Below are 21,206 nucleotides of genomic sequence, written 5' to 3'. Positions count from 1 at the left end.
GCAGCGGCCTAGAGTGGCCCCATTCCCAGCCCACATCGCCCCACGGAGTCCTGCCATGAAGATCGCCCTCGTTGGTTCCACCGGCAACATCGGCCGCCAGATCGCCCGCCACGCGCTGGCCCACGGCCACGAACTCACCGTCATCGTGCGCAGCGCGCAGGACCTTCCGGCCGAACTGGCCGGTGCCCATCCGGTGATCGCCTCGTTGGATGACCAGGACGCGCTGGTCGCCGCCATCGCTGGCCACGACGTGCTGGCCAGCGCCTACGGCCCGCGTCCGGGCGATGACATCGGCCGCGTGGGCGAGATCGCCGCGCAGCTGGCGGCCGCCGCGCGCAAGGCCGGAGTACCGCGCCTGATGGTGGTGGGTGGCGCCGGCAGCCTGGAAGTCGCGCCGGGCGTGCAGCTGGTCGATACCCCCAACTTCCCGGAAGCCTACAAGCCGTACGCGCTAGCCCATCGTGAAGCCTTCAATCGCCTGCAGGCAGTGGACGACCTGGACTGGACCTTCTTCTCGCCGGCCGCCGAAATCGGCCCGGGCGAAGAGCGCGGCCAGTACCGTGTGCAGCCCAAGGCCTTCCTGGCCGACGCCAGCGGCCACAGCCGCATCAGTTATGCCGACTACGGCGCCGCGTTCGTCGCCGAGCTGGAAGCGCACCAGTACCCGAAGCAGATCATCACGGCCGCGTACTGATCGACGCGCGAGCCCTGTAGGGCCAAGCCCACGCTCGGCTCCCTATCCGACACAAGGAATTCCCCATGCGTACCGCTGCCCTGCTGCTTCCCCTCGCCCTGGCCGCCACGTTCACCAGTGCGCCGCTGCTGGCCGCACCGGCCACCGCGGCGCCGACCATCGCGACGAAATCACAACTGCACCTGCAGACCTTCCATCCCGGCCCGCAGGCGATGTTCTCGGTATCCTCGGTGCTGATCGAAGGCCGCCACGACGCGATCCTGGTCGATGCACAGTTTGGTGCCAGCGACGCGCGCAAGCTGGTCGAACGGATCCGCGCCAGTGGCAAGCAGCTGACCACGATCTACATCAGCCACGGCGATCCGGACTACTACTTCGGCCTGGCCACCCTGCAGGATGCCTTCCCGCAGGCACGCATCGTCGCCACTGCGCAGACCGTCGCCCACATCCAGCAGACCCAGGCCGGCAAGCTGGCCTACTGGGGACCGAAGATGGGCGCCGACGTGCCGGCACGCATCGTGGTGCCGCAGGTACTGGACGGCGATGCCCTGCAGCTGGAAGGCCAGCGCCTGCCACTGATCGGCCTGGATGGCCCGACCCCGGACCGCACGGTGCTGTGGGTACCGTCGCTGCGCGCGATCGTCGGCGGCATTCCGGTGGTGGCCGGTGAGCACGTGTGGATGGCCGACACGCAGACGACGAAGTCGCACACTGACTGGCTGCAGACCCTGCAGCGGTTGCAGGCACTGAAGCCGAAGGTGGTGGTGCCGGGGCATTACGCGCCGGGTGCCGCACTGGATGCCAGTGCGCTGCGCTTCACTGCGGACTACATCCGCGCGTTCGACGCCGAGGCGGCCAAGGCCAAGGACAGTGCGGCACTGGTGAAGGCGATGCAGGCGCGCTACCCGACGCTGGCCGGCGTGGCATCGCTGGAGCTGAGTGCGAAGGTGGCCAAGGGCGAGATGCAGTGGCCATGAGGTGGGGAGTTTTCTTTTGCAGGGCTGCGCCCTGCACCTGCAGAGGCAACAGCAACAGCAACAGCTGGCTATCGGTGGGAAGGCGAGGTGGGTCCGGTTGCGGGGGGCGCTGCAAGTACGTCCATGTAAGCTCGGTCGCCGCATCCATGCGGCTCACACGCCCCCGCAACCGGACCCACCCCGCCTTCGACAGGTCTGTCGGAACCTGCTGCTGATGGTGGGTGCCGACCGTTGGTCGGCACGGGGTCAGAGCCCGTTGCTGCGCAACGGGCTCTGACCCCACTATTTGATGATTAGGTATCTGTGGGATTGTTCATGTCGTGCTCGAACAATTCCCCCTGCACCACCGGTTCCTTTTCGCGGAAGCCGCCCAGCCCGACACCCACCAGCCGATAGCGTGTCTCCGCTGGCAGGTCGACGCGGGCGCGCAGGGCCAGTGCGATGTCGCGCAGTTCTTCCATCGACTCCGGCGGACGTTCCGGGGTGAAGCTGCGGGTGAGAATGCGGAACTGCGCGGTTTTCAACTTCAGCACCACGGTATGGCCGACACGTTCGGTCTTGCGAGTGGCATTCCAGGTCTTCTCCGCCAACTGCACGATGGCCTCGGTCAGGTCTTCCAGCAGCAGGTCTTCGGCGAAGGTGTCCTCCGAGGAAATCGACTGCACCTGCTGGTCCGGTTCCACCGGCCGCTCGTCGATGCCGCGTGCGCGGTTGTACAGGCTGCGGCCGAAACTGCCGAACGCTTCTTCCAGATCGATCAGTGCCCACTGCCGCAGGTCGCCGCAGGTGGCGATGCCGCGCGCGGCCAGCTTGCCTTCCATCACCTTGCCGACGCCAGGCACCCGGCTCACCGGCAACGGCAGCAGGAAGGCGTCCACCCGCTGCGGCGGAATCACGAACTGGCCATCGGGCTTGCGCCAGTCCGAGGCGATCTTGGCCAGGAACTTGTTCGGCGCGATCCCGGCTGAAGCAGTCAGGTTGGTCTCCTCACGGATCTGCATGCGGATGGTACGGGCGATGTCGGTCGCCAGTTCGATGCCGCTCTTCGGCTCGGTCACGTCCAGGTAGGCTTCATCCAGCGACAATGGCTCAACCAGGTCGGTGTGGCGCAGGAAGATCTCGCGCACCTGGCGTGACACCGCCTTGTAACGTGCGAAGTCGGGCGGCACGAAGATCGCATCCGGGCACAGGCGTTCGGCCCGCACTGCCGGCATGGCCGAACGCACACCGAACACGCGTGCCTCGTACGATGCCGCGCACACCACCGAGCGTGCGCCGCGCCATGCCACAACCACCGGCTTGCCGCGCAGTGACGGATCGTCGCGCTGCTCCACCGACGCGTAGAACGCGTCCATGTCAACGTGGATGATCTTGCGCAGTCGGGTCATGTCAGGTGGAAAAGGCGGGGCCGGGCCGGGTGGGCCACACGCCGAAGTATGGTCGTTGCACATCAACAGGATGCGCGTATTCCCTTGAAAACACTACGGTTGCGTACGGTTGAAATGTTTGATCGGCGCAGTTTCCACGGGCATTCTCGGGCGCTTGTTTCCCTGTTCTCCGCTTCCAGGATTGTGCTTCATGACCCGTCTCCACGCGTTCAACCGCGAACAGCTGCTGGCCAGCGCACGCGGTGAACTGTTCGGCACCGCCGCCGGCCGTTTGCCCAACGACCCGATGCTGATGTTCGACCGCATCACCGACATCCGAGAGGACGGCGGACCGCATGGCAAGGGCATGGTACGCGCCGAACTGGATATCCGCCCGGACCTGTGGTTCTTCGGCTGCCACTTCATCGGCGACCCGGTGATGCCAGGCTGCCTGGGCCTGGATGCCATGTGGCAGCTGACCGGCTTCTTCCTGACCTGGCTGGGTGCACCCGGCAAGGGCCGCGCGCTGGGCTGTGGCGAGGTGAAGTTCACCGGCCAGGTATTGCCGGACGCCAAGCTCGTACGCTACGAGATCGACATCAGCCGGGTCATCAACCGCAAGCTGGTGATGGCCCAGTCGGACGCCCGCATGTACGTGGACGACCGCGAAATCTATAGCGCGCGCGACCTGCGCGTCGGCCTGTTCACCGAAACCGGGAGCTTCTGATGCGTCGCGTCGTCATCACCGGCATGGGCATCACGTCCTGCCTCGGCAATGATCTGGATACCGTTTCGGCCGCGCTGCGTGAGGGACGCTCGGGCATCACCGCCTTGGCCGACCACGCCGAAGCAGGCCTGCGCAGCCAGGTCGGTGGCCGCGTCGACCTCGACCTGGACGCCTTGATCGACCGCAAGCAGAAGCGCTTCATGAGCGACGCGGCGGCCTTCGCCTACCTGGCCATGCGCGATGCCATCGCCGATGCCGGGCTCAGCCCCGAGCAGGTCAGCAGCCTGCGCACCGGCCTGATCGCCGGTTCCGGTGGCGGCTCCAGCGAATGGCAGATCGGTGCCGTCGACCTGCTGCGCGAACGTGGCGTGCGCAAGGTCGGCCCATACATGGTGCCGCGCACGATGTGCTCGACGGTCTCGGCCTGCCTGGCCACGGCCTACCAGATCAAGGGCGTCAGCTACTCGCTGTCGGCTGCCTGCGCGACCTCGGCGCATTGCATCGGCGCCGCTGCGGACATGATCCGGCACGGTGCGCAGGACATCATGTTCGCCGGCGGTGGCGAAGACCTGCACTGGTCGATGAGCGTGATGTTCGACGCGATGGGTGCCCTGTCGACCAGCTTCAACGAAACCCCGGCCAGTGCCTCGCGCCCGTACGACAAGGACCGCGACGGCTTCGTCATTGCCGGTGGTGGCGGCATGCTGGTGCTGGAGGATTACGACCACGCCGTCGCACGCGGTGCCCACATCCATGCCGAGCTGATCGGCTATGGCGTCACCTCCGACGGTGCCGACATGGTGGCGCCCTCCGGTGAAGGTGCGGTGCGCTGCATGAAGATGGCGCTGCAGGGTGTCGATCGCCCGCTGGACTACCTGAACACCCACGGCACCTCGACCCCGCTTGGCGATGTCACCGAGCTCAACGCGATCCGCGAAGTGTTCGGCGATGCGGTGCCGCCGCTGTCTTCGACCAAGGCGTTGTCCGGGCACTCGCTCGGTGCAGCCAGCGTGCACGAGGCGATCTACTGCCTGCTGATGATGCGCGATGGCTTCGTTGCCGGTTCGGCCAACATCGGCGAGCTGGACCCGAAGGTGGAGAGCTTCCCGATCCTGCGCGAGAGCCGCGAGCAGAAACTGGATACGGTGATGTCCAACAGCTTCGGCTTCGGTGGCACCAACGCCGCGCTGGTGTTCGGGCGGGTGTGATGGGGACGGGCGTGCCGACCAACGGTCGGCACCCACCCAAGGATGTAGAGCCGAGCCATGCTCGGCTCTGTGCCAACCAAGGTTGGCACCTACCGGGGCACTGGGCCGACCAACGGTCGGCACCCACCTTACTTCGGCAGCAACGGCAGCAGCAGCGCGTGCGCGTCCACCAGGGATCCAACGATGCGGTGGCCCAGGGCACGCAGCTCTTCATCCGGATGCACCAGGTCCGGCACCTGGATCACGGTCATGCCAGCCGCCAGCGCCGCGCGCGTACCGGCCGGTGAATCCTCCAGCGCCAGGCAACGCCCGGGCACCTGCCCCAATCGCTGCGCGGCCAGCAGGTAGATATCCGGCGCCGGCTTCGGCCGCGCCACGTCGCCACTGGTGATCACCGCATCGAAATACGGCAGCAGGCCAGCAGCGGCCAGCTTGCGGTTGGCCCGCGGCTGCCGCGTGGTGGTGGCCACCGCCCGCGGTACCGCGTGCACTTTCAGCAGCTCCAGCAGTTCCAGGATGCCCGGACGCAACGGCAACCCGGTCTGTGTGCGTGCCTCATAGAGGTCGTGGCAACGTGCGGCCACCGCATCGATCACGCTGTCCTCGATGCCCTGCGCGCGCAGCAGCGCGTGCGAATCGCGGTCGCCGAGGCCGACCATGCGCAGGAACACCGCCTCGTCCAGGCCCAGCCCGAATTCATCGGCGGCCTGGCCCCAGCAGGCCAGCGAGACACGCTCGCTGTCGATCATCAGGCCGTCCATGTCAAAGATGACGGCGTCGGGAAGAAACGGCAGCGCAGCGATGGGGGTCATGGAGCGAACAGCGTATCCAGGTCGGTAGGGGTGAGCTGCCGCCATTGCCCTTCGTCCAGCCCCTGCAGGTCCAGCCCGCCGACGCGGCTGCGGTGCAGGGCCTGCACGTGGTTGCCGGTGGCGGCGAACATGCGGCGTACCTGATGGTAGCGGCCTTCGTGCAGCACCAGCCGCGCACGGCGCGCATCCAGCACTTCCAGTTCAGCCGGCAGCAGGGGCGTCTTCTCCGATTCCAGCATCAGCGTGCCGCTGGCGAACAGCGCCACCTCGTCGCCGCGCAGGTCCTCGCTCAACTCGACCTCATAGACTTTCGGCAGCTTCGACTTCGGCGAGATGATCCGGTGCAGCAGGCCACCATCGTCGGTCAGCAACAGCAGGCCACTGGTCTCGCGGTCGAGGCGGCCGACCGTGGACAGCACCGGATCGCGGTCGCGGAAGCGCGGCGGCAACAGGTCGTAGATAAGGCGCCCGGTGTCCTTGGTCGAACAGGTGTAGCCAGCCGGCTTGTGCAGCGCGATCGACAGCCCCGGCGGTGGGTCCAGCGGCTCGCCATCGACCCGGATGGCGTCATGCGGCACCTGGTCGTCGGCATACAGCACCTCGCCATCGGCGTCGGTGACGCGGCCTTCGCGGAACATCCATTGCACCTGCTTGCGGCTGCCATAGCCCAGGTTGGCGATGTGCTTGACCAGCTTCACTTGCCCTTCCCCTTCACGGCTTCCACCAGCTTGAAACCGTCGCGCTCGGCGACCACGCGCACCGCGCCGAAGCTGTCGTTGAGGGTGTGCTCGTAAGGCAGGTGGCGGTTGGCCACCACGTACAGGCGCCCGCCCGGGCGCAACGCCTGCGCAGCCACGGCGATGAAGCGCTGGCCGATGTCCGGGCGGTCAGCGCGCGAAGGCGTGTGGAACGGCGGGTTGCTGATGATGACGTCGTAGCCCGGCTCGATGCCGGCGGTGACGTCCTGCCACAGGAAACGCAGCGGCAGCGGTCGCGGCGGCGGCGCCAGATTGAGCTCGGCCAGTGCCAGCGCGCGCTGCTCGGCCTCGTACAGGTCCAGCGCGGTGATCTTCGGGCAGCGTTCCAGAAGTTCGCGCGACAGATAGCCGTAGCCCGCGCCGAGGTCGGCGGCGCGTCCGGCCAGGTCGGCCGGCAGGTGCTCGGCCAGCAGCGCCGACGCCGGATCGATGCGATCCCAGGCGAACACGCCCGGGCGGCTGAGGAAGCGACCGCCCACGATCGGGCGCACCGCATCCAGCGCCGACCAGCGCTTGGCCAGGTCAACGTCGTGCCGGCCCTGCAGCGGGGCGGTCCAGTACACGCGGCAGTGGTTCTTGGTCAGGCAGCCACCGAGGCCGGCCAACTGCTTGAGGTCGCCCTCGCCCGAACGCGCACCTTCGTTGTTGGACTGGCAGGCAACGATGCGGCCGCCATCGGCGACCAGCGCCAGCGCACGGGCGAACAGCGCACGGGCTTCTTCGCGCTGGCGCGGCGGCAGCACCAGCACCAACGGGTAGCGGCCCTTGCCGGCCGCGTCATCCAGCTGGCCGCTGACGGTCCAGCCGGCAGCCTGCTGCAGCGGTTGCGCGAACGGGGCGAAGCTCTGTTCGCAGTGCACCTCGCGGTTGCCGGCCACTTCGCGCAATGGCCAGCCATCGCGGGCACGCAGGAAGGCCACCGGGCCCTCCGGCCAGCGCAGGGCGCCTTGGGAGAACGGCAGGAGCAGGGTCTGCAGGGGGGCGTCGTCGCTGGAGGCCATCGGCGCGGGTACTTCAAGCGTGAGGGCCGTCCATTGTACCGGCTTGGCCGGGCCGGCCCCGGCGGCCCGCTTTGCGAAACCCGAACGGGGCCTTGATCCGCCAGAAACATTGAAACGTTCAGGGTAGAGGCTCCCCCCGGAAACCCAGGAGAACCTGCATGCGAGCCTTGTTCGTCGGTGGCGTGGTCGACAACAGTGAAATGGACCTGGAAGGCAGCCATCCGCCCGTGCACTACCCCGAGGACACCGGCGGCGGCCACTCGCGCTACCGGCTGCATCAGATCGGTCATGGTGCCGACGGCAGCGTTGCCTACGCCGTCTATGGGGCACCGGACCTGGCCGATGACGAGGTGGCGAGGGTTGCAGAGGAGCGTGCGTACGCACGCCGATTCGAGGCGACGCCGACGTTGTTCGAGCACTGACACATCCGTAGCGCCCGAGCCCACGCTCGGGCGGCGGCAGAGCCGAGCGTGGGCTCGGCTCTACACCGGATCAAGGCGCCTTGGGTGGCAGGCGGTTGATACTGGCGATTTCATCCAGCCACACATGGTGCTGCTGCACCGGCGTGTCGTAGTCATCCAGGCGCAACTGGCCGTTGCTGCCTTCATCACCAGCGGCGTTGCGGTATTGCTGCACAGTTGGCCTCACCGCCACCGTGCCGAGCAGGCGGCGGCCATCGTGCAGAATCAGTTCCACCTGCGTTTCGCCATCCAGCTGCGGCAGCAGGGCTTCCAGGCGCGCGATCTGCGCCGGATCGGTGTGGATACGTGGAGCTATACGGGACATCGGCGACCTCCTGATTGCAGGGTCGCCGATCGGCCGTGAATGTTCAGTGCAGCGCGCTGTCCGCGCGCGGCACCTGCACCTTGCGCACGGCAGCCACCAGCTGCGCTACCGAGTACGGCTTGGCCACATGCTCCTGGAAGCCCGAGGCCAGCGCGCGGCGACGGTCGTCGGCACGCGCCAGTGCAGTCACCGCCACCGCAGGCAAGGTCGCCGCATCCACGCCCATGTCCTCGCGCAAGGTGCGCACCAGCCCATAGCCATCCATGCCCGGCATGCCGATGTCGGTCAGCAGCACGTGGTATTGCAGGTGGCCGGTGTCGGCCAGCAGTGCCAGCGCTTCGCCGGCCGAACTGGCCGCAGACACGCTGGCGCCCTGCTCTTCCAGCATGCGCCGCAAGTACTCCAGCACTTCCGGCTGGTCTTCCACCGCCAGCACATGCATGCCGCGCAGCGGATACGGCTCGACGATCACCGGCTCCAGGATCGGCCCGCTGATCACTTCACGCAGCGGCCGCCGTTCGGCATCGGGAACATGCTGGGGCAGGCGCACGGTGAAGGTCGCGCCGTGGCCGTGGCCCTCGCTGGCCGCAGTGACCGTGCCACCATGCAGTTCGACCAGCTGCTGCACGATCGCAAGGCCCAGGCCTAGGCCGCCATGGCGGCGGGTGGTGGTGCCGTCGGCCTGGCGGAAGCGGCTGAACAGATGATTGAGGAATTCGGGTGCGATGCCATCACCGCTGTCACGCACGGTGATCTCCCAGTAGTTGCCGTCGGCCCGCAGCTGCAGGTCGATGCGGCCTTCAGCCGGGGTGAACTTGATCGCGTTCGAGAGCAGGTTCCAGAACACCTGCTGCAGGCGCGTGGCGTCGCCCAGCACCAGGCTGGGTTGCGTGGGCAGCTGCAGGTGCACGTCCAGCGCCTTGCCTTCGGCCACCAGTTCCTGCGCGCCGATCGCCTCACCCAGCACCGCGCACAGGTCCAGCACTTCCACCTCCAGCTGCACCTTGCCCAGCAGCATGCTGCTGAGGTCGAGCATGTCCGAGATCAGCCGCTTCTGCGCACCGGCGCTGTTGGCGATCACGTTCAGGCCCTTGTACAGCGGACTGGTGTTGTCCACTCGCTGCAGAAGCAATTCGCTCCAGCCGAGGATGGTGGTCAACGGCGTACGCAGCTCATGCGACAGCGTGGCCAGGAATTCATCCTTCAGCCGCGCCATGTTTTCCGCAGCACTGCGCGCGGCACGCTCGGACTGCAGCAGTTCCTCGCGGGCCAGCTCGATCTCGCGGCGTTCGGTCACGTCCGGGCTGCTGCCGGCCAGGCCGATGAAGCGGCCCATGCGCGAGAAGCGCGGGCGGGCGTTCATCTCCAGCCAGCGCCACTGGCCATCGGCACGGCGTGCGCGCACCAGCGCATGCATCGAGCGCTGCGCCTTCAATGCTTCCTGCAGTTCGTACTCGAAGACCGATGCGTCGTCCGGATGCACCAAGCCGCGCCAGACGTCCTCCGGCACGCGCGTCTCGTCACCGCCGAAGAACTCGCTGAAGGCACTGTTGACGAAACGGGCATGGCCGCGCTCGTCCAAGACCCACACCGGCATCGGCAGGCCGTCGGCCAGCGCACTGAAGCGGGCTTCGCTTTCGCCCAGCTCCACTTCCATCTGCTTGCGTGCGGTGATGTCGAAGAACAGGATGCCGACCTTGTCCTCGCCCGGCCGGCCCACGCGCACCGCATCCACCGCGAACGAGCGGCCCAGCGCACGCGCCTCCATCTCGAACTGGGCCGGGCGGCCGCTGCGTGCGACCTCGCCATAGATGCGGAACCAGTCCTGCTCATGGCCGGGCTCCAGCGCCGTCATGCGCTTTCCACGCGCATCCTTCAGCCCGGTGTGGCGCTCGAAGGCATCGTTGACCTCGATGAAGCGGTAGTCGACCGCACGATCACCCTCGAACAGCACCTGGATCACGCAGAAACCGGCGTTGATGCGCTCAAGCACGCCATGATGCAGGTCGGGTTCGGGCGCCGGCACCGTCATCGGTGGGCGCTCCACAAGGGGCGGCAGTGTGGACAAGGGTGTCTGTGCAGGCCAGGTTGGAGGCACAGCATCTTCCAAAGGGCGTATTCACAGCGTCAAGCGCCGTCAGTCATGGTTGACGTCGATGAATTGGCGGCAACCGCTCTTGCAGACGACGCATGCGGCCATTGCCGACACCGGGAAGCAGGATCACACTCGATCTGTGATCAACATCGCCCCCATCGAGGGGACGCAGGAGACCGTGATGAAACGCTCACTCGCGATTGCCCTGTTGGCAGGCGCCCTGGCGGCGGGCGGCGCCAGCGCGGCCCCGCGCACCGTGACCGACCCGGAAGCTCCCCGCGCATTGCAGGCCGATGGCCCGGTCAGCGTGAAGTGGGACGATCCGGCCAAGTTCACCGAAATCCGCCAGAGTACCAACCGCTTCGAAGCCGAGCGTGGCGACTGGGTGCAGCAGCTGGCACGCTACCTGCAGACCGCTGCCGCCAAACCGCTGCAACCGGGACAGACGCTTGATGTGACCCTGGTCGACATCAAGCGCGCCGGTGACTACGAGCCGTGGCACGGCCCGCGCGGCCGCGACATCCGGATCATGCGCGACATCTACCCACCGCGGATCAGCCTGCAGTACACGCTGAAGGACGCCAGCGGCCGCATCATCAGCGAGGGCGACGCGCGCCTGAGCGATACCGGCTACCTGCACAACATCGGCCTGAAGAGCGACAGCGATCCACTGCGCTACGAAAAGCACCTGATCGACGACTGGGTGAAGCGGCAGCTGACAGCGCAGGCCACCGCAGCACGGTAGGCCGTAGGCCCATCGGCAGGTGTCTACCTTGGCCGACACGCATTCACAGCGCCGACCAGGGTCGGCCGCTACGGAAGCCGAGCGTGCGCTCGGCTCTACACGTACACCTTCGCCACGCGCTTGACCGCGCACGGCAGCTGGTAGGCACTGACGCCACAGCGCGGCGCCAGCTCCGACAGCTTCGGCGCGGAACCCCACAGCTCCACCACGCTGCCGATGCCGGCCTGCGGATGCGCGGTCAGGTCCACCGTCAACATGTCCATCGACACGCGCCCGATCAGCCCGCCGGGCTGGCCGTCGATCAGCACCGGGGTGCCGTTCGGGGCGAACTGCGGGTAACCGTCGGCATAGCCAAGCGCGACCACGCCCACGCGGGTGCGCGCCTTGGCCACGAAGCGCGCGCCATATCCCACCGGTTCACCGGCTTCAATCCAGCGATCGGCGATCACCTTGGACTGCATCGTCATCACCGGGCGCAGTCGCGCGGTCAACGCGGTGTCATCCGGCAGCGGGTTGGCGCCGTACAGCATCAGGCCCGGGCGCACCCAATCGCTGCGCACCTCCGGCCAGCCCAGCAGCGCCGGCGAGTTGCACACGCTGGTCTCGCCCTCCAATCCATCAATGGCGCGCGCGAAGGTTGCGGCCTGCTCGCGGGTGCGCTCGCTGTCCAGTTCGTCGGCACGTGCCAGGTGGGTCATCAGCACGATGCGCTCGACCTGCGGCAGCGCCGACAGGCGTGCATGCGCCGCGCGGAAGCTGTCCACGTCCAGGCCGAGGCGGTGCATGCCGCTGTCCAGCTTCAGCCACACCGTCAACGGGCGCGGGCTGTCGAACGCCGCCAGTGCCTCCACTTGCCACGGCGAACCGACGGCGAACCAGAAGTCATGCTCGGCCACCAGCGCCATGTCGCTGGGCTCGAAGATGCCTTCCAGCAGCAGGATCGGCGCACGGATGCCGGCCTGGCGCAGCTCCAGTGCCTCTTCGATGGTGGCCACGCCGAATCCATCGGCCTCGCCCTCCAGCGCCTGCGCACAGCGCACCGCGCCATGCCCATAGGCATCGGCCTTGATGATCGCCAGGGCCTTGCCACCGCCCAGTTCACGGGCGAGCCGGTAGTTGCTGCGCAGGGCGCCCAGATCGATCAGCGCGCGGGCAGGACGCATGTGCGGTTCTCGAGTTGCGGCGCGTGACCGTACTGGCCGTAGCGGAAAATATCCAGGCCTTCGGTGCTGATCTGCGGCTGTCGCGCGCTCATCAGGTCGGCAAGGTAGCGGCCTGAGCCGCAGGCCATGGTCCAGCCCAGCGTGCCGTGTCCGGTATTGAGGTACAGGTTGCGGAACGGCGTGGCGCCGATCACCGGCGTACCGTCCGGCGTAGCCGGGCGCAGGCCGGTCCAGAACTGCGCGCGCGACAGGTCGCCGCCCTTCGGATAGAGATCCCTGACCACCAGTTCCAGGGTCTCGCGGCGGCGCTGTGACAGCGACAGGTCGAAGCCGGCCACTTCGGCCATGCCGCCGACACGGATGCGGTCGTCGAAGCGGGTCACCGCCACCTTGTAGCTCTCATCGAGGATGGTCGAGGTCGGCGCCATTGCCGGGTCGGTGATCGGCAGGGTCAGCGAATAGCCCTTCAGCGGGTACACCGGCAGGCGCATGCCCAGCGGTGCAACCAGCGCTGGCGAGTAGCTGCCAAGCGCAACCACGAAGCGGTCGGCGGTTTCCAGCTTGGCGTCGATGCGCACGCCGGTAATGCGGTCGCCATCGAATTCCAGGCCGGTGATGTCCTGGTCGAAGCGGAATTCGACGCCGGCATCCACGCACATCTGCGCCAGGCGGCGGGTGAACAGCTGGCAGTCGCCGGTCTGGTCACGCGGCAGGCGCAGCGCGCCGACCAGGCCATCGACGTGGGCCAGGGCCGGTTCGGCCTGGATGATGCCGGCCCGGTCCAGCACCTCGTACGGCACGCCGTACTGGGCCAGGATCTCGATGTCCTGCGCCGAGGAATCCAGCTGCTGCTGGGTGCGGAACAACTGGGTGGTGCCCAGGTCGCGGCCTTCGAATTCGATGCCGATCTGCGCGCGCAGCTCGTTCAGGCAGTCGCGGCTGTACTCGGACATGCGCACCATGCGCGCCTTGTTGATCGCATAACGCTCGTGGGTACAGTTGCGCAGCATCTGCCACAGCCAGCGGTACTGGGCCAGGTCCATGCCCGGCTTGATCGCCAGCGGCGCGTGCTTCTCGAACAGCCAGCCGATCGCCTTCTTCGGCACGCCCGGCGCCGCCCACGGCGAGGTGTAGCCGAATGACAGCTGGCCGGCATTGGCGAAGCTGGTCTCCAGCGCCGGGCCGGGCTGGCGGTCGATGACCGTGACTTCAAACCCGGCCTGTCGCAGGTACCAGGCACTGGTAGTGCCGATCACGCCGCTGCCGAGAACTAGGACTCGCATGGGACTTCTCCAACCCGATCATTCCCTGCACTGAAGCGTGCCGGGGCCATAATTGGGGAAGTATAGACAGCCAATACCAGTTGATTTGCCTGAATTGAAATCAACCGGCAGGATGTTCTCCTGCAATTCATTCCCCAAGGTTGACGGCCATGGCCACCCGTACCCGCGAACTGGACAAGATCGACCGCAAGATCCTGCGCATCCTGCAGGCCGAAGGCCGCATCTCCTTCACCGAGCTGGGCGAGCGGGTCGGCCTGTCGACCACCCCGTGCACCGAGCGGGTGCGCCGCCTGGAACGCGAAGGGGTAATCACCGGCTATCACGCCCACCTCGACCCGGCCGCGGTGAAGGCCAGCCTGCTGGTGTTCGTGGAGATCAGCCTGGCCTACAAGTCCGGCGACATCTTCGAGGAGTTCCGGCGCGCCGCGCTGAAGCTGCCCAACGTGCTGGAGTGCCACCTGGTGTCGGGCGACTTCGATTACCTGCTGAAAGCACGGATCAGTGAAATGGCTTCCTACCGCAAGCTGCTCGGCAGCACGTTGCTTACACTGCCGCATGTACGTGAGTCGAAGAGCTACATCGTGATGGAAGAGGTGAAGGAGACGCTGAGCCTGCCGATTCCGGATTGAGGCCGGCGATCAGGTCAGAGCCCGCAACGCGGGCTCCGACGCCGGATCCGTCAGCGTTGCTGCGGATGCTTCTGCGAGCGCTGCTCCTGCTGCTTGCCGCCCTTGTGCGGCGGCTGCGGCTCCATCTGTTGCTGTTGCTGTTGCTGCTGCGGGTTGCGGCCCTGCGGTTCCTTGCCGGGATGACGGTTCTGCTGGTTTTTCATGGTCGCGATCCAGTGGACGAAGGACATGCGGCGGCGGGATGCCGGCGCAGGGCCACGGTGGTCCCGGAACGGTTAATCGCAGGCGAAAAAGCAGTGATCGGCTGGATGCTGTTTTCGTGCGTTCAGCCCGCTCAGCGTCAGCCAGCAGCCAACCTTGGTGGCACCAGGACTCAGCGCTTGATCTGCTGCCCATCGCCGGCCGGCACGCTGTCGTAATAGCGGCCGGTGCGCGAATCGAACACGCGGTTCGGGCCGGCCGGGCGCACGCCCGGAACGATGCGGCCATTGCGGTCATAGACCTTGTCGGCCGGCTTCGGCACCGGCGTCGGCGCGACCCGGGCCGGACCGGTGGATCTGATCGGCTGCGCCGGCTGCGGCGACGGCAGCACCTGCGGTTGCGGGCGAGCGGCCTGTGGCGGTGGTGCCACGGGCTGCGGCGCCACGGTGGTCGCGCTGCGGGTCGCAGTCGGGTCGGCGGTCGGCACCTGCGCCAGCGCGACGATGGGCAACAGGGCCAGCAGCAGGGGAAGGATTGGTTTCATGGCACGCTCCGGCGTGGATCGCGTTCACCTTGCGCCCGCCCCTGTGTGCCGCCCATGAACGGCCATCACACTTGCAAGGTCGCGTCTTCACCCCCACGTTTTCCGCCATCCCCAGGCCATCGACCCCACGGAGCGCCGCCATGACCGCCTTCGACCTGACGCCCCCCACTGCCACCCAGACCGAGGCGCTGATCGCTGGCCTCAGCAGCGAGGAGCGCCGCGTGCTGCTGCAGCACGGCACCGAGGCGCCGTTCTGCGGCGTGTTCCTCGACAACAAGCGCGAGGGGGTCTACTGCTGCAGGCTGTGCGCGCTGCCACTGTTCCGCTCCAGCACCAAGTTCGATTCCGGCACCGGCTGGCCCAGCTTCTTCGCCCCGTTCGACCCGGCGCACGTGCGCGAGATCCGTGATACCAGCCACGGCATGGTGCGCACCGAGATCACCTGCGCGCGCTGCGGCAGCCACCTGGGCCACGTGTTCCCGGATGGTCCGCCGCCCACCTACGAGCGCCACTGCCTGAACTCCGTCTCACTTTCGTTCACCGGCAATGGCGAGCCCTGGCCCGATCCGTTGCAGCGTGGCGGCGCAGAAAGCGGCGTGGCGGGCTGAAACACCCCGCTGACCGATTTCACAGAATTCCCTCTTCAGAAAACCGGGCGACGGGCCGACAAGGAGATATCCCCTCTCCTTGCGTCGCCCCATGCTCATCATCGTTGGATTCCTGGTCGTCATCATCAGCGTGATCGGGGGCTACCTCGGTGCCCACGGCCGCCTGGGTGCCCTCTGGCAGCCCTATGAGCTGGTCATCATCGGCGGCGCCGCGCTCGGCGCCTTCCTGGTCGGTACCCCGGCCAAGACGGTCAAGCAGACCCTGCAGGCCATGGTGGGTGTGTTCAAGGGCCCGCGCTACAAGCAGCAGGACTACATCGATGTGCTCAGCCTGCTCTATGAACTGCTCAACAAGGCCCGCCGCGAAGGCTTCATGGCGTTGGAAGACCATGTCGAGCGCCCGGCCGAAAGCGCGCTGTTCGGCAACTACCCCAAGGTGCAGGCCGACCACCACCTGATCGATTTCATCACCGACTGCCTGCGCCTGATGATCGGCAGCAACATCGAGCCGCATGAGCTGGAACCGCTGCTGGAACTGGAGCTGGAAAAGCACCACGCTGAGGCCATGGCACCCTCACAGGTGCTGACCAAGGTCGCCGACGGGCTGCCCGGTTTCGGCATCGTCGCCGCGGTGCTGGGCATCGTCATCACCATGGGCTCGATCGGTGGCGACATCGTCGAGGTCGGTGGCCACGTGGCCGGCGCGCTGGTCGGTACGTTCCTGGGCATCCTGCTGGGCTACGGCTTCGTCGGCCCGATGGCCGCCGCGATGGAGGCCCGCGCCGAGCAGGACAGCCGCATCTACGAATCGGTCAAGACCGCCCTGCTGGCCTGCCTGCGCGGTTACAACCCGAAGATCGCGCTGGAGTTCGCCCGCAAGACCCTGCCGTCGAACGTGCGCCCGGCCTTCTCCGATTTCGAGCAGCACCTGAAGACGGTCAAGTAAGCCATGGCCGAGAACAAGCCCACCGTCATCGTCCGCCGGGTCAAGAAGGCCGGCCACGCCGCCCATCATGGTGGTTCGTGGAAGGTGGCCTATGCCGACTTCGTGACCGCGATGATGGCGTTCTTCCTGGTGCTGTGGCTGATGGCCACCACCAACAAGAACGACCGTGCGGCCATTTCCGAGTACTTCCGCAACCCCAGCCCGTTGAGCGGTCAGAGCGCCACGCCGGCGCCCGGCATGGCCGGCCCGGGCGGCGCCAGCACCTCGATGATCAAGCTGGGCGGTGCCACCGACATTTCGCGTGGCAACAGCAACGACCCCTTCCAGAACCAGAAGGAAGCGGTACCGCAGCCGGTGGACCAGCAGCAGCGCGACAAGCAGCAGCTGGAAGCACTGATGAAGGAGCTGCAGGAAGCGATCAGCAGGAGCCAGGCCCTGGAGCCGTTCAAGGACCAGCTGCTGCTGGACCTGACCCCGGAGGGCCTGCGCATCCAGATCGTGGACAAGCAGAACCGGCCGATGTTCGACCTCGGCAGCGCCACGCTGAAACCGTACACGCAGCAGATCCTGCACGAGCTGGCCAACTACCTGAACCACGTGCCGAACCGGATCAGCCTGACCGGCCACACCGACATCACCGCCTATTCGGCTGCGCGTGGCTACGGCAACTGGGAACTGAGCGCCGACCGCGCCAACGCTGCACGCCGTGCACTGGTGGACGGCGGCCTGGAGGACAGCAAGATCACCCGCGTGGTCGGCCTGTCTTCATCGGTGCTGTTCGACAAGGCCGACCCGCAGAACCCGATCAACCGCCGCATCAGCATCGTGGTGATGACCCAGGCCGCCGAAGCGGCCGCCTTGGCCGGTGCCGGTCCGCAGGTGGGGCTGTCGGCGCCGACCGCCGACCCGGACGTGCAGGCCGCGCAGGGGCCGGCAAAGTAAACGGCAGGTGCGGACCCTGGTCCGCACCTGCCAGGGGCATCACCCCGCACACCCGCTACAATGGTGGTCTTTCCGTTTCCAGGTGACCCCACCCCATGTCCCAGTCCTCCAAGGCCAAGCGTGACAAGCGCAAGAAGCAGCAGGGCAAGCGCCCGTTCCTGCGCCTGAATGCCCAGCAGCAGGTGCAGAACCATGCCGTGCTGACCAACGAAGACGGCCAGGTGGTGGCGGCCATCGGCCTGCAGGGCCGTGAATGGCTGCTGGCCATCGGCGGCCAGACCATGGGCAACGCCGAGAACCCGGTGCCGATGCTGGCCATGCTCAAGCACCTGGCCAACGTGCAGGAGAAGGAAGGCCGCAAGGTCAACCTGGAGTACTCCGAACTGCTGCAGAAGCTGCTGGACACCCTGGCCGCCGAATCCGGCCAGACCGCTGACGAGTACCTGGACAAGCTGGTGTCCGAGTTCGAGACCGTGGAAGCCGAAGAAGGCGAAGAAGCCGCTGAGGCCGCCGAAGGCGATGTGGTTGAAGCTGCTGCCGACGCCGAGGCCACCCCGGCCGCTGACAGCGACAGCAAGCCGCAGGCCTGAACCGGCCGCGGCGGTGACGGTCTACGTCGATGACGCGGTGCATCCCTGGCGCGGACAGCGCTGGGCGCACCTGATGGCCGACACCCTGGCCGAGCTGCACGCGATGGCGGCGCAGCTCGGCATCCCCCCGCGGGCCTTCCAGAACAAGGCCAGCGGTGCCCATTACGATGTCACGGTCGAGCTGCGCGCGCAGGCGATCGCGCTTGGCGCGCGAGCGATTTCCCGGCACACCGAGCGCGAACTGGTCAAGGCGGTGATCGCCAACGCCCGGGCGCAATACCGGCCATAGGCTCGGCTGCCGTTTGCCTCCTGTAGAGCCGGGCCGATGCTCGGCTGCTGTTCGCGGACTGCAGCCGAGCGCGGGCTCGGCTCTACATGCGCAGCGCTGCCTGCCCGCTCAGAACGGGTCGCTGCCCAGCCGGATTTCCACGTTCAGCAGCGAGCACAGCGCCAGCATCGCGTCGTCGTCACGGGTCAGCGCCATCACGCCGGTGAAGCCGTCGCTGCCGGCATCCACGCTCCACAGCGTGTAGTTGTGCTCGCGCAGGCGGTCGAAGGCGGTGGCCATCAGCTGCACGCCGTCCAGGCCTTCGGCAAAGTCCTCGTCGTCCAGGTCGCCACCCCAGTCCAGCTGCAGGTTGAAGCGCGCCGACAGCTCGTTGACCGCCGACTGCAGCGATTCCAGGTCGTCGCGCTCCACATCGAAACCGGACTGCCAGGCGATGGCGGTGAACAGCGCCGGCAGCCAGTCGCTGTCCGCTTCCAGCGGCTGCCCGTCCTCGGACAGGTGCTCGCGCCAGCGGTTGAACTGCTGCAGGGCCAACTCTTCGTCGCCCGGGTTGATCAGCACCAGCAGGTTCCAGACCCGCGCCTCGAATCCATCCTCGTCGAAGTCGTGGATGTCTTCCTCGAAGTCGAAATAGTCGCTGTTGTCGGGCATGGCGGAACGTCCTCTGGGGCAGGCCGGCATTCTACGGTTTATCCTGTGCCGCTGAAGCCGGCCTTGGTGGCCGTCACTGTGAATGAAGCGATGAGCGATACCCCTCCCGACCACCTGGCGATCAACCCGGCCAGCCCCTTCCATGATGCGCAGGCGCTGGAGCGCGGCGTCGGCGTGCGTTTCAACGACGTCGAGCGCGACAACGTCGAGGAATACTCGGTCAGCGAAGGCTGGATCCGCGTGCAGGCCGGCAAGGCCCGCGACCGCCGCGGCAACCCGATGACGATCAAGGTCAAGGGCAAGGTCGAGGTGTATTTCCTGGACCAGAAGCCGGAATAACCGGCACCGGCATGTAGAGCCGAGCCTGTGCTCGGCTGCTTTTCGTTCCGGGTTCATGACGCCTGAAGCAAGCGCAGCCGAGCATGGGCTCGGCTCTACATGCCAGGGCGGAATCCGCGTCAGCGTCTGCAACGCCCGGTCCCAGGCGTCATTCGCGCTTGCGCGATTCCAGCAGATCCAGGTTGCGGATCAGGCGCCGCGAGATCTCATCGGAGATCACCCCGCGCCGGGTCAACCGGAACAGTTCCTCGCGCTCGGCATTGAGGCCGGCGCTGCGCAGCTGGCGGTACCCCAGCTCCATGCGCCGCACCTTCTCCGGGTCCACGTCGGGCCCATCGTTGTCCTTCTCCAGGTGCCGCTGGTACAGCAGGCTCACCCGCGAGGCAGCGTCGTTGTACAGCTGCACGTTCTCGGTGTTCTGGTTCATCACCAGCTGCTGGCGCATGCGCTCGACCCCGGCCAGCGCGGCCTTTGACGACAGCCGGCGTGCCAGGTCCTCTTCCTTGCGCTCGCCCGAATCGGCCGGCAGCTGCAGGCCCTTCAGCAGCTGCGGCAGCGCCACGCTGGCGCCGACCAGCGAGAACAGGATCACCGCCGCGGCCAGGAAGATCACCAGGTCGCGCGCCGGGAACGCGCTGCCATCAGGCAGGAACAACGGCAGGGTCAGCACGCCGGCCAGGGTGATCGCGCCGCGCACGCCGGCCACCGAGGTCGCCACCACGATGCGCCAGTTCGGTGCCTCGCCGCGTTCCAGGCCTCGGCGGCGTGCACGCAGCAGGTTCCAGCGCAGCGACAACCATACCCACAGCAGGCGCAACAGGATCAGCGCCAGGTTGATCACCACCACGTACACCAGCAGCCACCATGCACTCTGGTGGCCGGACTCGTTCATGGTGGTGGTGGCGCGCTCGACGATGCCGGGCAGCTGCTCGCCCAGCAGCACGAACATGATGCCGTTGAAGCTGAACTGCAGCATGTTCCAGACGCCCGCGCGCTGTACGCGCATGCTGCCGGAGACACGGCCGGTCAGCTCGACGTAGCTCATCGCGATACCGGCGGCGACTGCGGCGAGGATGCCCGAGGCATGGATTTCTTCGGCCAGCAGGTAGGCCGCGAACGGGATCAGCAGGTTGACCAGCATCGCCGCACCCGGTTCCTCGCCGAAGCGGCGCCACAGCCAGCGCTGGAACGTGGACACGCCGAGGGTAACCGCCACGCCCACGGCAAGGCCGGCCACCGCCACCCACAGGAAGGTCAGCGAGGCCGTGGCCAGCGAGAAGGAACCGGTCATCACCGCCGCCACCGCGAAGCGGAAGCAGACCAGGCCGGACGCATCGTTGAGCAGCGACTCGCCTTCCAGGATGTGCATCAGTCGCTTGGGAATCGGTGCCTTGGAAGCGATCGCGCCGACCGCCACCGGATCGGTCGGCGAGACGATGGCCGCCAGCGCAAAGCACACCGCCAGCGGCATCACCGGAATCATCCAGTGGATCAGCAGGCCGGCACCGATGACGGTGAACACCACCAGGCCGAAAGCCAGTTCGAGGATCGCGCCCTTGTCGCGGAACAGGCCCTGCTTGGGGATGCGCCAGCCATCAAGGAACAGCAGCGGCGGCAGGAACAGCAGGAAGAACACTTCCGGCTCCAGCGCGTGGCCGCGGTTGAACACCCCGGCGATGACCGCGCCCAGGCCGATCTGCACCAGCGGCAGCGGCAACGAGAACGGGAGGACGCGAACCAGGTAGCCGCTGGCGACAACGGCCACCAGCATCGCCAGGACGACTTCAATGGTATGCATGCTTCTTCCAGGAAGCGGCGCGCGGGGAGGCTCGAAGGCCAGCGCCGGAAACC

25 protein-coding genes are annotated in these 21,206 nt (G+C 67.2%); 13 read left to right on the top strand and 12 right to left on the bottom strand.

Annotation, left to right across the window (positions count from 1 at the left end; genetic code table 11):
* The first annotated feature begins 55 nt into the window (after window positions 1–55).
* Both ROV93_RS10620 and ROV93_RS10615 read left to right on the top strand, forming a co-directional pair.
* Window positions 56–694: an NAD(P)H-binding protein gene (locus ROV93_RS10620; protein WP_072167743.1), complete on the top strand. Its 639-nt coding sequence runs from the start codon at window positions 56–58 to the stop codon at window positions 692–694.
* A gap of 65 nt (window positions 695–759) precedes the next feature.
* Complete coding sequence (locus ROV93_RS10615; protein ID WP_072167742.1) at window positions 760–1,671, top strand: MBL fold metallo-hydrolase; 912 nt, start codon at window positions 760–762, stop codon at window positions 1,669–1,671.
* A gap of 293 nt (window positions 1,672–1,964) precedes the next feature.
* On the opposite strand, the gene dinB is transcribed toward ROV93_RS10615, so the two are convergent.
* Window positions 1,965–3,059 (bottom strand): DNA polymerase IV, encoded by a 1,095-nt coding sequence (dinB, locus tag ROV93_RS10610; RefSeq protein ID WP_072167741.1) that lies wholly within the window; start codon window positions 3,057–3,059, stop codon window positions 1,965–1,967.
* A gap of 190 nt (window positions 3,060–3,249) precedes the next feature.
* Between dinB and fabA the strand changes: the two genes are divergently transcribed.
* Window positions 3,250–3,765 (top strand): 3-hydroxyacyl-[acyl-carrier-protein] dehydratase FabA, encoded by a 516-nt coding sequence (gene fabA, locus ROV93_RS10605; RefSeq protein WP_005415130.1) that lies wholly within the window; start codon window positions 3,250–3,252, stop codon window positions 3,763–3,765.
* Entirely contained in the window at window positions 3,765–4,973 is a 1,209-nt protein-coding gene (gene fabB / locus ROV93_RS10600; protein ID WP_005415129.1) for a beta-ketoacyl-ACP synthase I, read from the top strand. Before fabA ends, fabB begins: the two co-directional genes overlap by 1 nt.
* A 128-nt stretch (window positions 4,974–5,101) precedes the next feature.
* On the opposite strand, the gene ROV93_RS10595 is transcribed toward fabB, so the two are convergent.
* Genes ROV93_RS10595 through ROV93_RS10585 form a run of 3 tightly spaced genes read right to left on the bottom strand, consistent with a single transcriptional unit; the run spans window position 5,102 to window position 7,544 of the window.
* Window positions 5,102–5,785, bottom strand: a complete 684-nt coding sequence (locus tag ROV93_RS10595) for an HAD family phosphatase (RefSeq protein WP_072167739.1) — start codon at window positions 5,783–5,785, stop codon at window positions 5,102–5,104.
* Window positions 5,782–6,483: a pseudouridine synthase gene (locus ROV93_RS10590; RefSeq protein ID WP_072167738.1), complete on the bottom strand. Its 702-nt coding sequence runs from the start codon at window positions 6,481–6,483 to the stop codon at window positions 5,782–5,784. Before ROV93_RS10590 ends, ROV93_RS10595 begins: the two co-directional genes overlap by 4 nt.
* A complete protein-coding gene (locus tag ROV93_RS10585; RefSeq protein ID WP_072167737.1) occupies window positions 6,480–7,544 on the bottom strand; it encodes a class I SAM-dependent methyltransferase in 1,065 nt (354 codons plus the stop codon). Before ROV93_RS10585 ends, ROV93_RS10590 begins: the two co-directional genes overlap by 4 nt.
* Window positions 7,545–7,702: 158 nt before the next feature.
* Here ROV93_RS10585 and ROV93_RS10580 point away from each other — a divergent pair, with 158 nt between their 5' ends.
* The gene (locus tag ROV93_RS10580; protein WP_005415125.1) at window positions 7,703–7,966 is read left to right on the top strand and encodes a hypothetical protein; all 264 of its coding nucleotides are present in this window, start codon (window positions 7,703–7,705) and stop codon (window positions 7,964–7,966) included.
* A gap of 70 nt (window positions 7,967–8,036) precedes the next feature.
* On the opposite strand, the gene ROV93_RS10575 is transcribed toward ROV93_RS10580, so the two are convergent.
* A complete protein-coding gene (locus ROV93_RS10575; protein ID WP_019660923.1) occupies window positions 8,037–8,330 on the bottom strand; it encodes a DUF3247 family protein in 294 nt (97 codons plus the stop codon).
* Window positions 8,331–8,373: 43 nt separating this feature from the next.
* On the bottom strand, window positions 8,374–10,362 hold the full coding sequence (locus ROV93_RS10570) for an ATP-binding protein (protein WP_005415123.1): 1,989 nt from the start codon (window positions 10,360–10,362) through the stop codon (window positions 8,374–8,376).
* Window positions 10,363–10,606: 244 nt separating this feature from the next.
* Between ROV93_RS10570 and ROV93_RS10565 the strand changes: the two genes are divergently transcribed.
* The gene (locus tag ROV93_RS10565) at window positions 10,607–11,170 is read left to right on the top strand and encodes a DUF3016 domain-containing protein (protein ID WP_072167817.1); all 564 of its coding nucleotides are present in this window, start codon (window positions 10,607–10,609) and stop codon (window positions 11,168–11,170) included.
* A gap of 95 nt (window positions 11,171–11,265) precedes the next feature.
* Here ROV93_RS10565 and alr read toward each other — a convergent pair whose 3' ends face one another.
* Both alr and ROV93_RS10555 read right to left on the bottom strand, forming a co-directional pair.
* Window positions 11,266–12,333: an alanine racemase gene (gene alr, locus ROV93_RS10560; protein WP_072167736.1), complete on the bottom strand. Its 1,068-nt coding sequence runs from the start codon at window positions 12,331–12,333 to the stop codon at window positions 11,266–11,268.
* Window positions 12,312–13,616: a D-amino acid dehydrogenase gene (locus tag ROV93_RS10555; protein WP_072167735.1), complete on the bottom strand. Its 1,305-nt coding sequence runs from the start codon at window positions 13,614–13,616 to the stop codon at window positions 12,312–12,314. The genes alr and ROV93_RS10555 overlap by 22 nt, the downstream gene beginning before the upstream one ends.
* 149 nt (window positions 13,617–13,765) lie before the next feature.
* Between ROV93_RS10555 and ROV93_RS10550 the strand changes: the two genes are divergently transcribed.
* A complete protein-coding gene (locus tag ROV93_RS10550) occupies window positions 13,766–14,245 on the top strand; it encodes a winged helix-turn-helix transcriptional regulator (protein WP_005407919.1) in 480 nt (159 codons plus the stop codon).
* Window positions 14,246–14,295: 50 nt separating this feature from the next.
* Here the strand turns inward: ROV93_RS10550 and ROV93_RS10545 are convergent, their stop codons facing one another.
* Together ROV93_RS10545 and ROV93_RS10540 are read right to left on the bottom strand one after the other, a co-directional pair.
* Window positions 14,296–14,475, bottom strand: coding sequence for a lana protein (locus ROV93_RS10545; protein WP_072167733.1), 180 nt, complete (start codon window positions 14,473–14,475; stop codon window positions 14,296–14,298).
* Window positions 14,476–14,618: 143 nt separating this feature from the next.
* Window positions 14,619–14,990, bottom strand: coding sequence for a hypothetical protein (locus ROV93_RS10540; protein ID WP_053498066.1), 372 nt, complete (start codon window positions 14,988–14,990; stop codon window positions 14,619–14,621).
* Window positions 14,991–15,130: 140 nt separating this feature from the next.
* Here ROV93_RS10540 and msrB point away from each other — a divergent pair, with 140 nt between their 5' ends.
* The 5 genes from msrB (at window position 15,131) to ROV93_RS10515 (ending at window position 18,365) form a co-directional block, all read left to right on the top strand.
* Window positions 15,131–15,598: a peptide-methionine (R)-S-oxide reductase MsrB gene (gene msrB, locus ROV93_RS10535; RefSeq protein ID WP_005415117.1), complete on the top strand. Its 468-nt coding sequence runs from the start codon at window positions 15,131–15,133 to the stop codon at window positions 15,596–15,598.
* A 91-nt stretch (window positions 15,599–15,689) separates the two neighbouring features.
* On the top strand, window positions 15,690–16,544 hold the full coding sequence (motA, locus tag ROV93_RS10530; RefSeq protein WP_005407915.1) for a flagellar motor stator protein MotA: 855 nt from the start codon (window positions 15,690–15,692) through the stop codon (window positions 16,542–16,544).
* Window positions 16,545–16,547: 3 nt separating this feature from the next.
* Complete coding sequence (motB, locus tag ROV93_RS10525) at window positions 16,548–17,486, top strand: flagellar motor protein MotB (RefSeq protein WP_072167731.1); 939 nt, start codon at window positions 16,548–16,550, stop codon at window positions 17,484–17,486.
* A gap of 95 nt (window positions 17,487–17,581) precedes the next feature.
* The gene (locus tag ROV93_RS10520; protein WP_072167729.1) at window positions 17,582–18,076 is read left to right on the top strand and encodes a hypothetical protein; all 495 of its coding nucleotides are present in this window, start codon (window positions 17,582–17,584) and stop codon (window positions 18,074–18,076) included.
* Between the two features lie 13 nt (window positions 18,077–18,089).
* A complete protein-coding gene (locus tag ROV93_RS10515; RefSeq protein ID WP_061478631.1) occupies window positions 18,090–18,365 on the top strand; it encodes a DUF4031 domain-containing protein in 276 nt (91 codons plus the stop codon).
* A 108-nt stretch (window positions 18,366–18,473) separates the two neighbouring features.
* On the opposite strand, the gene ROV93_RS10510 is transcribed toward ROV93_RS10515, so the two are convergent.
* Window positions 18,474–19,016, bottom strand: a complete 543-nt coding sequence (locus ROV93_RS10510; protein ID WP_061478630.1) for a hypothetical protein — start codon at window positions 19,014–19,016, stop codon at window positions 18,474–18,476.
* 90 nt (window positions 19,017–19,106) lie between these two features.
* On the opposite strand from ROV93_RS10510, the gene ROV93_RS10505 reads away from it, so the two are divergent.
* A complete protein-coding gene (locus ROV93_RS10505; protein WP_005415112.1) occupies window positions 19,107–19,355 on the top strand; it encodes a DUF3297 family protein in 249 nt (82 codons plus the stop codon).
* A gap of 148 nt (window positions 19,356–19,503) precedes the next feature.
* Here ROV93_RS10505 and ROV93_RS10500 read toward each other — a convergent pair whose 3' ends face one another.
* A complete protein-coding gene (locus ROV93_RS10500) occupies window positions 19,504–21,153 on the bottom strand; it encodes a Na+/H+ antiporter (protein ID WP_005415111.1) in 1,650 nt (549 codons plus the stop codon).
* Window positions 21,154–21,206: the final 53 nt, after the last annotated feature.

The organism is Stenotrophomonas maltophilia group sp. msm4 (assembly GCF_032025605.1).
GTDB classification, from domain to species: domain Bacteria; phylum Pseudomonadota; class Gammaproteobacteria; order Xanthomonadales; family Xanthomonadaceae; genus Stenotrophomonas; species Stenotrophomonas sepilia.
The sequence above is the reverse complement of the archived record's forward strand: the minus strand, read 5'-3'. Positions and strand labels throughout refer to the sequence as shown.

Bases quoted from the DNA above. Each gene is read 5' to 3' on its own strand.
- motB (WP_072167731.1), top strand. From the start codon at position 16,548: ATGGCCGAGAACAAGCCCACCGTCATCGTCCGCCGGGTCAAGAAGGCC.
- dinB (WP_072167741.1), bottom strand. From the start codon at position 3,059: ATGACCCGACTGCGCAAGATCATCCACGTTGACATGGACGCGTTCTAC.
- fabB (WP_005415129.1), top strand. From the start codon at position 3,765: ATGCGTCGCGTCGTCATCACCGGCATGGGCATCACGTCCTGCCTCGGC.
- fabA (WP_005415130.1), top strand. From the start codon at position 3,250: ATGACCCGTCTCCACGCGTTCAACCGCGAACAGCTGCTGGCCAGCGCA.
- ROV93_RS10595 (WP_072167739.1), bottom strand. From the start codon at position 5,785: ATGACCCCCATCGCTGCGCTGCCGTTTCTTCCCGACGCCGTCATCTTT.
- ROV93_RS10540 (WP_053498066.1), bottom strand. From the start codon at position 14,990: ATGAAACCAATCCTTCCCCTGCTGCTGGCCCTGTTGCCCATCGTCGCG.
- ROV93_RS10570 (WP_005415123.1), bottom strand. From the start codon at position 10,362: ATGACGGTGCCGGCGCCCGAACCCGACCTGCATCATGGCGTGCTTGAG.
- msrB (WP_005415117.1), top strand. From the start codon at position 15,131: ATGACCGCCTTCGACCTGACGCCCCCCACTGCCACCCAGACCGAGGCG.
- ROV93_RS10520 (WP_072167729.1), top strand. From the start codon at position 17,582: ATGTCCCAGTCCTCCAAGGCCAAGCGTGACAAGCGCAAGAAGCAGCAG.
- ROV93_RS10565 (WP_072167817.1), top strand. From the start codon at position 10,607: ATGAAACGCTCACTCGCGATTGCCCTGTTGGCAGGCGCCCTGGCGGCG.
- ROV93_RS10585 (WP_072167737.1), bottom strand. From the start codon at position 7,544: ATGGCCTCCAGCGACGACGCCCCCCTGCAGACCCTGCTCCTGCCGTTC.
- ROV93_RS10500 (WP_005415111.1), bottom strand. From the start codon at position 21,153: ATGCATACCATTGAAGTCGTCCTGGCGATGCTGGTGGCCGTTGTCGCC.
- ROV93_RS10545 (WP_072167733.1), bottom strand. From the start codon at position 14,475: ATGTCCTTCGTCCACTGGATCGCGACCATGAAAAACCAGCAGAACCGT.
- ROV93_RS10615 (WP_072167742.1), top strand. From the start codon at position 760: ATGCGTACCGCTGCCCTGCTGCTTCCCCTCGCCCTGGCCGCCACGTTC.
- ROV93_RS10620 (WP_072167743.1), top strand. From the start codon at position 56: ATGAAGATCGCCCTCGTTGGTTCCACCGGCAACATCGGCCGCCAGATC.
- alr (WP_072167736.1), bottom strand. From the start codon at position 12,333: ATGCGTCCTGCCCGCGCGCTGATCGATCTGGGCGCCCTGCGCAGCAAC.
- motA (WP_005407915.1), top strand. From the start codon at position 15,690: ATGCTCATCATCGTTGGATTCCTGGTCGTCATCATCAGCGTGATCGGG.
- ROV93_RS10510 (WP_061478630.1), bottom strand. From the start codon at position 19,016: ATGCCCGACAACAGCGACTATTTCGACTTCGAGGAAGACATCCACGAC.
- ROV93_RS10550 (WP_005407919.1), top strand. From the start codon at position 13,766: ATGGCCACCCGTACCCGCGAACTGGACAAGATCGACCGCAAGATCCTG.
- ROV93_RS10555 (WP_072167735.1), bottom strand. From the start codon at position 13,616: ATGCGAGTCCTAGTTCTCGGCAGCGGCGTGATCGGCACTACCAGTGCC.
- ROV93_RS10580 (WP_005415125.1), top strand. From the start codon at position 7,703: ATGCGAGCCTTGTTCGTCGGTGGCGTGGTCGACAACAGTGAAATGGAC.
- ROV93_RS10575 (WP_019660923.1), bottom strand. From the start codon at position 8,330: ATGTCCCGTATAGCTCCACGTATCCACACCGATCCGGCGCAGATCGCG.
- ROV93_RS10505 (WP_005415112.1), top strand. From the start codon at position 19,107: ATGAGCGATACCCCTCCCGACCACCTGGCGATCAACCCGGCCAGCCCC.